General features: G+C 56.5%; 13 protein-coding genes and 1 pseudogene. 8 read left to right on the forward strand and 6 right to left on the reverse strand.

Annotated features, from left to right (window positions below; all coding sequences use genetic code 11):
• Window positions 1–17 precede the first annotated feature (17 nt).
• The 5 genes and pseudogenes from DSM3645_RS05635 to DSM3645_RS05655 all read right to left on the reverse strand — a co-directional run bounded on the left by DSM3645_RS05635 (window position 18) and on the right by DSM3645_RS05655 (window position 4,317).
• The gene (locus tag DSM3645_RS05635; protein WP_002651097.1) at window positions 18–1,085 is read right to left on the reverse strand and encodes an AAA family ATPase; all 1,068 of its coding nucleotides are present in this window, start codon (window positions 1,083–1,085) and stop codon (window positions 18–20) included.
• Window positions 1,086–1,402: 317 nt separating this feature from the next.
• Window positions 1,403–1,594: a hypothetical protein gene (locus DSM3645_RS30185; protein WP_040351640.1), complete on the reverse strand. Its 192-nt coding sequence runs from the start codon at window positions 1,592–1,594 to the stop codon at window positions 1,403–1,405.
• A pseudogene (locus DSM3645_RS31915) lies at window positions 1,585–1,692 on the reverse strand (IS5 family transposase); the annotation flags it as partial. The pseudogene DSM3645_RS31915 and the gene DSM3645_RS30185, both read right to left, overlap by 10 nt.
• Window positions 1,693–1,757: 65 nt before the next feature.
• Window positions 1,758–2,435 carry a transposase gene (locus tag DSM3645_RS05645; protein ID WP_002651100.1) on the reverse strand — a complete coding sequence of 226 codons (678 nt, stop codon included), beginning with the start codon at window positions 2,433–2,435 and terminating at the stop codon, window positions 1,758–1,760.
• Window positions 2,436–2,943: 508 nt separating this feature from the next.
• Window positions 2,944–4,317, reverse strand: a complete 1,374-nt coding sequence (locus DSM3645_RS05655) for an IS4 family transposase (protein WP_002651102.1) — start codon at window positions 4,315–4,317, stop codon at window positions 2,944–2,946.
• Between the two features lie 376 nt (window positions 4,318–4,693).
• On the opposite strand from DSM3645_RS05655, the gene DSM3645_RS05660 reads away from it, so the two are divergent.
• The 5 genes from DSM3645_RS05660 to DSM3645_RS30845 all read left to right on the forward strand — a co-directional run bounded on the left by DSM3645_RS05660 (window position 4,694) and on the right by DSM3645_RS30845 (window position 6,640).
• Window positions 4,694–5,080, forward strand: a complete 387-nt coding sequence (locus DSM3645_RS05660) for a hypothetical protein (RefSeq protein ID WP_002651103.1) — start codon at window positions 4,694–4,696, stop codon at window positions 5,078–5,080.
• A 175-nt stretch (window positions 5,081–5,255) separates the two neighbouring features.
• A complete protein-coding gene (locus tag DSM3645_RS05665; protein ID WP_002651104.1) occupies window positions 5,256–5,504 on the forward strand; it encodes a hypothetical protein in 249 nt (82 codons plus the stop codon).
• Window positions 5,482–5,667, forward strand: a complete 186-nt coding sequence (locus tag DSM3645_RS31770; protein ID WP_081444730.1) for a hypothetical protein — start codon at window positions 5,482–5,484, stop codon at window positions 5,665–5,667. The genes DSM3645_RS05665 and DSM3645_RS31770 overlap by 23 nt, the downstream gene beginning before the upstream one ends.
• Window positions 5,588–6,145, forward strand: coding sequence for an SMI1/KNR4 family protein (locus DSM3645_RS05670; protein ID WP_202594992.1), 558 nt, complete (start codon window positions 5,588–5,590; stop codon window positions 6,143–6,145). Before DSM3645_RS31770 ends, DSM3645_RS05670 begins: the two co-directional genes overlap by 80 nt.
• Window positions 6,146–6,298: 153 nt before the next feature.
• Complete coding sequence (locus tag DSM3645_RS30845) at window positions 6,299–6,640, forward strand: transposase (RefSeq protein WP_002651106.1); 342 nt, start codon at window positions 6,299–6,301, stop codon at window positions 6,638–6,640.
• A 453-nt stretch (window positions 6,641–7,093) separates the two neighbouring features.
• Here the strand turns inward: DSM3645_RS30845 and DSM3645_RS05680 are convergent, their stop codons facing one another.
• Window positions 7,094–9,076: a carboxy terminal-processing peptidase gene (locus DSM3645_RS05680; protein ID WP_237564762.1), complete on the reverse strand. Its 1,983-nt coding sequence runs from the start codon at window positions 9,074–9,076 to the stop codon at window positions 7,094–7,096.
• A gap of 405 nt (window positions 9,077–9,481) precedes the next feature.
• Here DSM3645_RS05680 and DSM3645_RS05685 point away from each other — a divergent pair, with 405 nt between their 5' ends.
• From DSM3645_RS05685 to DSM3645_RS30400, 3 genes are all read left to right on the forward strand, one after another.
• On the forward strand, window positions 9,482–11,365 hold the full coding sequence (locus DSM3645_RS05685) for a sigma 54-interacting transcriptional regulator (protein WP_237564763.1): 1,884 nt from the start codon (window positions 9,482–9,484) through the stop codon (window positions 11,363–11,365).
• A complete protein-coding gene (locus DSM3645_RS05690; RefSeq protein WP_002651109.1) occupies window positions 11,362–12,378 on the forward strand; it encodes a YheT family hydrolase in 1,017 nt (338 codons plus the stop codon). The genes DSM3645_RS05685 and DSM3645_RS05690 overlap by 4 nt, the downstream gene beginning before the upstream one ends.
• A gap of 66 nt (window positions 12,379–12,444) precedes the next feature.
• A complete protein-coding gene (locus DSM3645_RS30400) occupies window positions 12,445–12,642 on the forward strand; it encodes a hypothetical protein (RefSeq protein WP_237564764.1) in 198 nt (65 codons plus the stop codon).
• The last annotated feature ends 14 nt before the right edge of the window (window positions 12,643–12,656 follow it).

The raw sequence follows: 12,656 nt of genomic DNA on the forward strand, positions 1-12,656 counted from the left end.
GGGCGCATCGGGATCGTTCATTCCGCGAGCTCAACCAGGCGATAGCGGGGCTCGGCATGTCGCATGTGGGGATCGCGATTCGAAGGAGCGAGTCGGATTTCGCCGGCATTGATCAGATACTGCCAAGTTAAGCCAAACTTCGTTCCGCTCATCCCGCTCTGCTCGCGGATCTTCAGCTTGGTCGCCTGAGCCGGGTCGATTTGCGACATTACGCCCCGCAGTTTCCACCGCAAATGCTCGATCTGCGACTTGGCGGCCAACTGGGCCGTTTCTTCGGCGATCGACGGCACGTCGCGCAGCAGCACCTTCCACTTATCGCAGGCTTGACCTTCATCAACGTCGACGCCCCACAGACTGCTTTGCCCCGCGCTGCCGCCGAGCGTCAGCCATAACTGATGTCGCCCGCTCCCTGGCTCAAACGCTTGTCGACGATTGACCAAGAGCCATTGCCGAGCGATGGCATTGTCCGCGGCGCTCGCCAGATCGGCGGCGCCCAGCGCCCGCGGCGGCAACTCTTTTCGCGTCGGGCAACAAACGATCGGCGTCGCGCCAAGCTCCAGACAACAGCGAACCAGCTCGCGCAGCTGCATCGCCTGAGCGCGCCGCGATGTGGTCGCCAGATCGGCGACGTCAATCAGCACTACCTCCAACTGATGACGCCCAATCCAATCTTTCAGCCGCTGCAAACTAGCGGGATCCGACAGGTTGGCCACGCTGAGCGACCAGACCAGCGTCTCAAGAGCCGCCAGGTCAACGTCGGCCGCCGCGCTCCACCGCTGGGCAAGATCGGTCAATGCGGCCCGAGCGGCGTCGCCCCCCACAAAGCCGACGCGAAACGTCCGATCGGCGGCGAACTGCCCCAGAAACTTGCCCCCGCTCGCCAACGCGCCCCCCAAGTCAACGGCGAGCGAGCTTTTCAGACTTTTGCTGGGCCCCACAATCACCGCCGGCTCATGCTGCTGCAGCATCCCCGGCAACAACCAAGCCTGGGGCGGTTGCTCGGCCAGCAACTGGGCACAGGTCAGTTCAGTGAAAGGGTTGGCGAGCGGTTGCTCCATAGATTGAGGAGCGTCGGCAACTTGCATGAGAGTTTTCCCCTTTGGTTCGCTGCGCGCAGCGCGATACCACCACCGCACGCGGCGTCCAAAAAACTTCAGTGCTCGGCCCGCTCTCCCAGCCGAAATCACCCCCGCAGAAGAACCCGACGCCTCCTACGCGCATCGGCAAACCAAGATAGTCGCACTCGTGAGTACTGTACAAAAGTATACTCATGTAGGGTGGGTGAAGCAAGCGAATTTTGCCCACCAATTTCGAACGACATCACCGCTTGCGCAACCCACCGATATCGCCGGATTGGTCAGCAGATTCGATGCGTAGCGCAAATCGAGCGACGTTGGATCTCTCATTCGCCGCGAAAGAGAAAGGAGGCGACCACCGTCACCCCGAGTTGGGCGGCGGCGAAGATCAGCATCGCGGGGCCGGTTCCATGGGGCGCCAACAGACCGAAGATGAGACTTCCGCAACCAAGTCCCGCGAAGATGGAGAACGCGTTCACGCCCATCGCGACGCCGCGCTGATGATCGCTGAGCGACATTGATAGAAGATCGTATTCATGACTTCACGCATGCCGACCGAGCGAGGGCGGCCTCCTTTTTTGCTTCGTCGCGAACGCGGGATCAAACCTTCAATCAACTCCCAAGAGAAAGAAAAGGGGACGGAGAAAGAAAAGAAAGAAAAGGGGACGGGGGTCGTTTCTGTCAATCCGGTGTCTTCCGCGGCCGGCCGCGGCTTCGTAGCGTGTACTCTAGTCCGCTTTTCCGTGCGATCTCTTGCGTCCATTTCTCATCGCCGAACGGGCGGCCGCGGCTGACGCATTGGCGCAAGTCGGCCAGCTCTTTTTCGCTCAGCGGCTGATTGACTCGTTCGGTCCATTTTGGCGACCGGGCGATTGGCCAGGCCGAGAGCAGGCGCGGATCGCGGTCCGCTTTCTGCGACCAGCGAAACAGCGAGCCGTACCGCCAATCTTCGGCCCGCTTCACCAGGTTGGCTCGCAGCGGGTTTCGTTCGACGTAGCGACACACGACCAGGAAATGATCGTCATCGGCGATCGGAAAGCTTTTGAACCGGGACTGGTACAGGTGCCCTTCGCCCGCGGTGCGATAGTGGGCGTGGTGCCGCTGCGTATGCGTCGCCGTCACCCAACGGAGCAATCGTCCCATCATCCCATCTTCGGCGGGGCGCAGAACCAAGTGCCAATGATTGGGCATCAGCGTGAACGAAAATAGCTCGACCGGATATCGCTCTAGCCCTTGAGCGAGCGTGCGAAGAAACGCCTCGTAGTCTTCCGCTTTGCGAAAGATCGCCTGTCGGGCGTTCCCGCGATTCAGAGTGTGATAGATGGCGCCTGCTTCATCGGCACGTTTTTGGCGAGGCATTTATCGAGTCTCAGCAGTGGAAAAAAGGTAGACTGGTTGAGAGGATGATAAGCGATTTGAAGGGGGATTGAAAGAGAAAAGACCCCCGTCCCCTTTTCTTCGCCGAATTAGAGAAGGCTCAAGTGATGTTTAATGAAGAATTCCGAAAGATCTTTGGAGTTTTACCAAGATGATTACAAAAGACAATGCGATTGCGATTGCGACAGTCCACCTTCCAAAAAAGTACGAGAAACCCCAATTCCTGCAAGCCGTTTACTCGGATTCTCTTGAGGAGTTTGGACAGGGAGTTTCGGGATGGCGAGTTTGGTTCCGATTGGTCGACTCCGATTTCGGCACATACGATCGACCAGTGGAGGTTTGCGAATCAACTGGGAAAGCAAAGTTGGTGAAAGTCATGCTTTAGCTGGCGTTTGATGGAGAGGTAAACGTCTGCCATGCACTTACCACGTCTTCGGGTGTATGGCTAGGGAAAGAAAAGGGGACGGTGCCGAATGGCACGAGATTAATTCTAAGCGGCTGTAGCATAACGGTTTCGGGGCGTTTGCATTAGCTTGTATTCCTTAGGCCGTCGCTTGAGTTCTCGCGGTTCGTTGCGGTCGGGACGGTTGCCGACTTCGAGCTGGCGGATCGTTTGCAGGAGGTTGCTCCACTGAGGGTCTCGCTGTTTGGGATTCCAGCGGAGCGCGGCGGCGAATTCTTCGACGGCTTGCAGCGCGCCGTTGAAGCTCAGACGCCAAGGGGGCAACTGGAACTTCAGCGCCGTCGCCAGCATCGCGGCACGCACCAGGTTGTAGCCGATCATGTGGCAGTGCAGTTCTTTGCGAACCATCGCTGGACTCTTGCAACGGAGGTGATCCATCTGCATCTGGATTTTCAAACTGCGGATATGCAGTTCCGCTTGCCAGCGGCGACGATACAAATCGGCCAGATCTTCCGCCCGATAAACGTCGCCTTGCAACAGCGTCGTCGCCAACGTGATTCGACGCGTACGAAAGCCTCGCTGCGTCACTTCATATCGCAAGTGACGAACGAGAATCGACGAGGGATATTGGTCGTATTCGTCCGTCGTCATCCACGTCGGACGCTGCGGCTTGGCATAGCCCACGATCTGATCACAGTCGCCTTGTCGCAGTCCTCGACGAAAGTCGATTTTGCGACGATGATGCGCGCGAGCCACGATGTCGATCCCGCGCAGATCCGATAAAGCGAGCAACCAGAAACTGGCGTAGTACCGATCGGCGAGCACGATTTCTCCCGAGTGAAACTGCGACAAGAGCGTTCGTAAGAGCGACGTCTCGCCCGTCTCTTTCCCTGCGTAACGCCCCATCGCAAACATCGTCGCCGCTCCTGTCGCCAGTGAAAAAACTTGCACGATCCGCGCCAAGGGAAAGCCGCACCCAGGCTTCTGGTTTTCAATTTGCGGAAAGGCGGTTTGATTCGCTCGCGTGTCGGCCATCGTGACGGTCGTACCGTCGACGATGATTACTTCGCGCCCCTGGTATCGCCAATCGCCGAGGCCCGCTTCGTCGCACTTTCGCGCCGTCCAAGCGAGCAGCCGTTGGAACAACGCAATCGGCAAACGTCGCCGCGCTTGGCAGTAGGAAGTCGTATCGCCGCTGCAGCGCGACAACCCCTGCGCCAGGCGCCAGGCGTTGAGCCGCGTCACGACTTGCTGACAACTATGATCGGCGGATAGCGTCTGCATCACGAACATCCAAACGACGATCATCGGCGAATAAATGCGCTCGCGAAACGAGAAGCCGATTTCGTGACAGATCGCGGCGACAACGCCGCTGGGGAGCAAGAGCTCGCTGGATAAGTTTGAAACGTCACGGAACTTGCTTTGTACATCCTGCGGCGAAGCGTTAAAATGATCGGACACGGCGGGGCCTCCTGAAACGGCGATTGTTACACCACCAATTCAGCGAAGCTCCGCCGTCTTTTTCAATCATCTTGCTTAAATTGCAGTGATGACCACTTGCTGTCGCAAGATCTTGCGACAGCAACTTCCGCCGATTACCGCATGCTGGGGCGGAGGCTTTAAGCTCGTGCCATTCACCCCCGTCCCAATACTGTTCCCGTGCTATTCTTGCTCATGAAATCGGACATCAGTATGGAATTCCTACTCACATTTTAACAAGTATCCTTCCTGAAAATGAAGAAGAATTTTGGGCGTCATTTTTCGCAGCGACTCGCATGGCTGGGCTTACTGCCGGTGAAGTTGATGCCCCCCTCAATCACGCATATAGCCGTTATCGATGAACGAGAAATTACAGATTGAATTGGAAGTAAACGCCACGCTTGGACGACTTCGCGTCACATTTAAAAACAATAACAGTGTAGACCTGCTTCTTCGGTACATATATGAGCCAAGCGAACTCGTTGTTGAGAGTGACTCAGGCCAAAGGGCGGAATACTACTTGTCATTTCCGTATGGTGCCGAAGTCGACACATTCAAACTGATTTGCGGCCAACAGCATTCCTACGAGATTGATATTGCCGCAGATTTCATTTACCCTTCATCAGGCAATTATCGAGCTTGGATCCAATACAACACGACGCAACCTACTGCAAAATACTCAACAGCAATGTTGAGTTCTGTTGTTGCAGTCTCTAATGAAGTGCGCTTTCCAGTTGAACTATAGCAAGCACGGCGATTGCGCACGGCAGGGGGCGATCAAAGTGGACGGGGGGGAATGGCACTCAACGCTGGTAACGATTTTGTCTTCCAAGAAATAAGTCTTGATGCGGCCTGCGGTTAAGTAGTTCAATGCGGTCGACCAAAACCGTATGCACTGACGACCAAGAAAGGATTCTTGGATGCCGCATCAAGACAGCACCGATATTCGCACGAATTTACAGGCTTTGAAAGCCGTCTTTCGGGAACTTTTGCCGGCGAAGTTTGACTTGCCCAAGTCGCACGGCAACGCTTCGCTAGAGCCGCAGGCGCTAGCGGCGATGGCGATCACTTGCTGGGGTTGGTTGCAAGGGACGCTCGAAGAGCGGACCGCGACAGCCCAGGCGATGACGTGCGAAGCGTTGCAAGGTGTATCGAGACTGGCTGTTTGAGCAGACGGGCAAGCGAGTTGGTGGTCGAGTGGATTGGTCAAAGGTATCCCCACAGGAAATGCAACGACTGACGGAGCGCATGTTTGACGCCGCCAGTGTTCCAGATGCAGCCCGACGAGAATACTATCGGGCTTTTCGCCAGTACATCTATCGGGGCAATTAGGATGGCGATGACTCACCTTGTAGATCAACTGCGGCAACGTGATGACTGTCAGGTTCTCCCGCCCACAGGCGTACCCTCTGTCGGCTTGCCGCTTCCTTCAGGCGTTGAAGAATTCTATCGACTCTGCGGAGGGGCAACTCTTTTTCAGGGAGCCGACTACTCTATCGACATCGTTGCTCCAAGTGACTTCGTTCGAGCGAATCCCGTGATTGTGGGCGAGGACGGGGCAGGCGACATTAGCTATGACTGGTTCGTGATTGCCAAGACTGGAGAACAATACATCACCATTGATATAAACGAGTCTCGAAGCGGCCGTTGTTATGACAGCTTTTGGGATCGGCATGGCGTTGCGGGTGAATGTCAAGTTGTGGCGACGAGCTTTGAGCGCTTACTAGAGCAATTGATCGAAGGGCATGGAGCGTATTGGTATTGGCTAGAGGACGAGTTCCAAAGCCTAGGTGACGCCTATGACGAATAGGAATCACCCTTCTGGCCGGCTGGCACTGGTGAAATGGCTCCCCTTCGCGTGCCAAAGCCAGTGTCTTCTCTTTCCACCGCGGCACAACTCAGCAGCAACAGAGTGACTTCGAATTCTTTGACTCGACCGCGCGGTTGATTTATCTTCCAGCTTATGGACGAACAACCGCCGCATCGAAAGCGAGTTAAGCACTTTCATGTGCCGGGGCATTTTCATGCGTTGACGTTTTCTACCTATCGTCGACGACCGCTTTTGACCAACGACCGCTGGCGCACCATCTTGGCTCGATCGATCGACGACGCCTGCCAATTGGAGGCCTGCCAATGGATCGCGATGGTCTTCATGCCAGAGCATGTTCATCTGCTGGTATTGCCGGTCTCCGCCGAGGCCAGCATCAGTCGACTACTACAGAAAATCAAACAACCGACATCTCGACAAATCAAAACGATGCTGGTCGAAGCTCGTTCTCGATTGCTGGACGAGTTGACGATCTAAGAGCGGCCTGGCAAATGTTGCTTTCGCTTCTGGCAAGAGGGCTCTGGTTACGATCGCAATCTCTTTCAACCCTCGGCGATCGAAGCGGCGATCGACTATATTCATGAAAACCCCGTTCGTCGCGGGCTCTGCCGACGAGCGATCGATTGGAAGTGGTCGAGCGCCCGGCTTTACCTGAACGGGATCGTTGATCCTCGCCTGCCAAACTTATCGTTTCCGCCGCCTGGCCTGTTCGATAACGCTGGAGTGCAATCGCCGCACTCGGAGTGAAGACACTGGCTGAAAAGGGCCAGTGGCACAACGAAAATGACCTGCTGGCCAGTGCCATCCAGCCGTTATCTGGACATGGACCGCCTGCACGAACCGGAGGAGCAAGAGGCCGGCAAGGTTTAAAAAAAGAGCCCGCGTGGGGGTCACGCGGGCTCTTTCAATTTCTTCGCAGCGTCGATCCACTTATTGTCGAGCGGCGACGCGGCCTTGTTCTAGCAGTTTGACGTAGTCGGAGGTGACGTCGATCACTTCGTCGAAGTAGAAGTCTTTCTTCACGACTTCGTCGGTGTTCTCGGTGTCTTCCTTGAACGTGTCCTCTTCGGTCTTTTCCTTGTCGAGTTCTTTACGCTCGGCCAGGTATTCGGCCTCGTTCAGGTTGACCGCTTTGCGGTTTTTCTGCACGACGTAACGCTCGATGTTCTTATTGACCTTTTGGAAGTCTTCCGACTGACCAATGCGATCGTTTACGTCGGTCTGCAATTGCTTGAGCAGATTGGGATCGACCATGTTGTAGAGCGTGTACTGGGCTTGGGGGATTTTGTCCCAAGCGATCGCATAGTCGAGATCCCCTTCGCCGATGTCCATGTGCGTGGTGATCCACGGCAGGACGACGTCGGCTTCGACGCCGCGACGCTGCGTGCTTTCGCCGTTAGGGCGATAGAACTGCTGCATCGTGATCTTCAACGCGCCATAGTTGGGCGGGTTCGGCACCGGGAAGAGTTGGCTGCCCAGGTCCAGCAAGCTTTGCACGGTTCCTTTGCCGTGGGTCGCTTGATCGCCGACGATGATGCCGCGTTTGTAGTCTTGGATGGCGCCGGCGAGGATCTCACTGGCGCTGGCGCTCAGCTTGCTGGTCAAAACAACCAGCGGGCCTTTCCAGACCATGCCGCGATCGGTGTCGTCGTAGGCCTGAATGTTGCCGCTGGAGTCTTTCACTTGCACGACCGGACCTTGATCGATGAACAACCCGGTCAGGTTGATCGCTTCGGTCAAGCTGCCGCCGCCGTTGCGACGCAGGTCAAGCACGACCGCTTGAACTTCCTGGTCGTTGAAGTCGTCCAGCAATTTGCGCACGTCGCGGGTGGTGCTTTTGAAGTCGCCCAGTCCGCGGCGAGCGGCGTCCATATCCATGTAGAAGCTCGGCAGGTCGATCCAACCGACTCGCAGCGTGCGGCCGTCATCGGTCTTGTGATCGATCACTTCGCCGCGGGCTTCACTATCTTTCAGTTCAATTTTGGCGCGAGTGACGTTGTAGATGGTCGTCTCGCCGGTTCCCTTCGCTTTGACGCCGAGCCGGACGACGGTGCCGGCTTTGCCGCGGATCAAGTTGACGACGTCGTTCAGCTTCATGTCGACCACGTCGACCATCTCACCGTTTTCGCCTTGGCCGACGGTGACGATGGTGTCTTCGGGATGCAGCTTGCCATGTTTGTCAGCGGCGCCGCCGGGGATGACTTTGGTCACTTTGACCACGCCGTCTTCAGACAACAGCGCGGCGCCGATGCCGTCGAGCTGCAATCGCATGCTGATGTTGAAGTTCTCCAACGTCGACGGCGACATGTAAGTCGTGTGCGGATCAAACGACGAGGTCATCGACGTCAGAAACATTTCCAACAGTTCGTCGCCGCTGGTTTGCGACATCCGGCGAGCGAAGCTCTCGTAGCGACGATGAATCTTCTCTTGCGCTTCTTCTGGGGTTTTGTCGTCCGCTTTTTCCGACAGGATGTCGTACTTCACGCGTTGACGCCAGCGATCGTACGCTTCGGCTTCGTTTTTCGGATATTGGACCTTGTCGGCGTCGGTGATGAACATTTCCTTCTTCTCGAAGTCGAGATCGGCGGCGAGCACGCGATCGACCATCGCGACCCGTTCGTTGACCCGCTTGAGGAAGCGATCAAAGACGGTGCGTGAGAAGCTGACGTCGCCGGCGTTGACCATGTCGTCCAACTTGTCACGGTTGGCGGCGAACTCGTCGACGTCGCTTTGATAGAAGTAAAGTTTGAGCGGATCGAGCGTCTTCAGAAATTGATCGAAGGCGCGCTGCGACATTTCGTCATCGATCGGATGGTTCGATAGATGATCCTTTTTCATTAACTGCGTCACGGCGAAGGCGACGCGGCGCTCGCTGACTTTTGGTGCGAGCTGAGCCGAAGATTGATCCGGCAAGCAGACAAAGATTGCGGAGAAAAGAAAAGACGCGAACGTCAAGACGCGCAAAGCGCCAGGGCGACGCCAACTATTCCGAGTAACGGTCGTTGGGTGCATGCCAATCCCTTACAGTTGAATTTTTATGAGTAGTTGTTGGAGTGGCGAAGAGGGCCAAATGTGGGGCTGGGACGGGGTTATAACCGATCCTATCTACAGGGTCTACGTCACTCAAGCCAGCGTGGTTTGCCTGATTTAACCGGCGAGCCGGTGTGGTGTGTCCAATTTTTACGTGGGATAGTTGCGCGCGGCAAGTTTTTCTTGCGTCCCTTTTTGCGAACCTGCGAAAACAGGCGGCCTAACCCCCTGTTGCGGCTGGCGACGCCGGGCCGGTTTGACGTAAGATAAGGGAAGCTATTGATTTAAATGCGAAAGTCCTCTCTCGGCGGCTTCCCAACCGAGCGGAACGATATGGCGAACTACAGTTACCTAAAGTTACTTTCCGGCACCGGACCCGGCACCAATTTTGCGCTGGACGCCGACGCCGAAAATCTGATCGGACGCGGTCTGGAATGTCATATTACGCTGACAGACCCCCTCTGTTCGCGGGTTCATGCGTCGATTTTTCTCAAAGAAGGGGTCTGGTGGGTTAAAGATTGCGAGAGCCGCAACGGCTGCTATCTGGATGACCAGCGGATTGCCGAAGGGAAGCTGTTTGACGGGGGGCGCCTGCGAGTGGGCGCCACCGAGTTCAATTTCAACAGCAGCAGCCAGCCTCCGACATCCTACGATTCGGACGCGAACAACATGACCCAAACGATCGTCCGCGATCTGCCGGTCGATCCGCAAGACACCAATCTGGTCGCGCTGCGCGAGCTGAAAGACTACAAGCAGGCGCAGCGGCTGATTTTGCTCTACCAGTTTGCGATCAAGCTGCTGGGAAGCGACGATCCGGACGTCATTATCCGTACGGCGCTCGATCTGCTGAAAGATCACTCGAAAGCCGCAGTCGTCGGTTTTCATTGGCTGACCGAAGATGGCAAGTTGAAATTGAAGCGTCAGCTGCCTGAGGATGTCGAAGATGCGTTTAAGCTGAGCGAATCGCTCACCGCGATGGTTTGTCAGCAAGGGCACGCCGTTTGGATCGCCAACGAAGCGAGTCAGGACGAATCGACGCGGCTGAAACACTTTGCCGATGCGATTTGCGTTCCCCTGATTCACAAGAAACAGACGCTGGGAACGATCCATCTCTATCGCGAACAAGAACGCTTTCTGCAGAACGACCTCGATTTCACCATCTCGCTGGCCAACATCCTGGTTATTGCGCTCTCGCGCGCTTGGGAGCTGACCAAGCTGCAGGCCGGTTACGAACGCTTGGTGCAGCAATCGGCGGCGTTTGATGAACTGATCGGCGAGAGCCGGCCGATGGTCGAGCTGAAGCAAAAGATTGCCCGCATTGCAAAAGCCGGGGGCGCCGTGATGGTGCGCGGCGAGAGCGGCGCCGGCAAAGAGTTGGTCGCTCGGGCGCTGCACAAAACGTCAAGCCGCAGCGATCGTCCGATGCTGAGCGTGAACTGTGCGGCGCTGCCTGAATCGCTGATCGAAAGCCAATTGTTCGGCCATAAGAAGGGTGCTTTTACCGGGGCGGACACCGACCATGTCGGCTTTTTCCAGCAAGCGGACGGCGGGACGCTCTTTTTGGACGAAGTGGGCGAGATGACGCTCGATGGCCAAGCGAAGCTGCTGCGGATCTTGGAAGGGCATCCTTTTTTGCCGCTGGGCGCGACGAAAGAAGTGAGCGTCGACGTGCGGCTGATCGCCGCCACCAACCGTGATTTGGCCGAATTTGTGCGGGAAAAGCGGTTTCGCGAAGATTTGTACTATCGGCTTTGCGTCTTCGAGCTCTATATTCCACCGCTGCGCGAGCGGGGCGAAGATATCGAAACTTTGGCGAACCATTTTCTCGATCACTTCAAACGTCAGCATGGCCGTCCCGAGCTGATGCTTTCGGACGCGGCGAAGAAAAAATTGTTGAATTATCAATGGCCCGGGAATGTTCGACAGTTACGCAATGTACTGGACAGTGCGGTGGTTTTGGCCGACTCGGCGATGATCGAACCGCGTGATCTTGGCCTGCGAGACGCCGGGCTCGGGGAGCCGGAGTCCTTGCGTTTTGACTTCTGGGAAAAGAAACTGATTGAAGAAGCGATGGAGCGCACCGGCGGCAATGTTTCGGAAACGATCAAACTGCTCGGCGTTAGTCGCGCCACGTTGTATCGCAAACTGGACGAGTACAACATCAAACGATGATTAGTTCGATCGACGATCTGGCCAGCTCGCAAAGCGGCTACCGCCCTCATCCCATTCTGCGCGGCCCTCACGTGCAAACGATTTTGGGCGCTTATTGGCGCGGCCCGTCCGCTCCGTACGCCGCTCGGCCGCATGTCGTCACCCTGGACGATGGCGATCAGGTCGTCTTGCACGACGATCGACCTGCTGGCTGGCAGGCCGGCGATCGAACGGCGTTGTTGATCCATGGTCTGGGAGGTTGCCACTCGAGCCCTTATTTGGTCCGGATCGCCGGAAAGCTCAACGCGCTAGGCGTGCGCTCCTTTCGGATGGATTTGCGCGGGTGCGGCGCTGGGGCGAAACTCGCGAGAAAGCCGTTTCACGCCGGTTGTAGTGACGACGCTAGAGCGGCCGTTCAATTTATCGGATCGCTTTGCCCTGGTTCTGCTTGTACGGCGATCGGCTTTTCGCTGGGGGGAAATGTTGTGCTGAAACTGGCGGGCGAAGTTGGCGCCGGCTCGTGCGGAGGCTTAGATTCGGTTTTCTCGGTCGCGCCGCCGATCGATTTGGCGCATTGCTGTGAGAATATGAGCCGCGGCCTCAATCGTCTTTACGATCGCGATTTTGTCCGCCGGTTAATTCGCCGTGTCGAACTGCAGCGAGACTACGACGATCTTTCCACGGCGTTTCGTTTTTCGCAGCGACCGCGACGAATCGTCGAATTTGACCGCGACTACACGGCGCCGATGGCCGGGTTCGACAGCGTCAGCGAGTACTACGAAAAGGCGAGCTCTGGTCCGCTGTTGGCCAATATCGCAATGCCAACGCACATCTTGACCGCCGCCGACGATCCGATCGTGCCGCGGGCAATTTTCGACAAATTTCCCTTTTCTCCGCTCATTACGCTAGAAACGACCAGTCACGGCGGACATCTGGGCTTCTTGGCCCCACGCAACATCACTTCGGATCGGCGCTGGATGGACTGGCGCGTCGCCGATTGGGTCGCGGAATTGATGCAACGTAAGACCGTTTAGCAGTTCCCCGCGACATCCGTTTCCAGCGACGGCCTGTCTCTGCTTGGCTTGCCCTCGTTCAACGGAGTGATTCGCATTCGCAACCGGCCCATGGCTGCTCCGATCGAGGAGGCAGGAGCCGTCTTCTGCGAGCCGATTGGACAGGCAGATCTGTTGTCATTCATGATCGCCGATGCGTCTGATTTGCAGGTGTTGGTAGATTTCAATGGTTTTAAATTTTTTGTCATTGACGCTGTTCGGAACCTACTTAAACTAGCTCTGTAGGGCCGTTCGTGGGC

The organism is Blastopirellula marina DSM 3645, from assembly GCF_000153105.1.
GTDB classification, from domain to species: domain Bacteria; phylum Planctomycetota; class Planctomycetia; order Pirellulales; family Pirellulaceae; genus Blastopirellula; species Blastopirellula marina.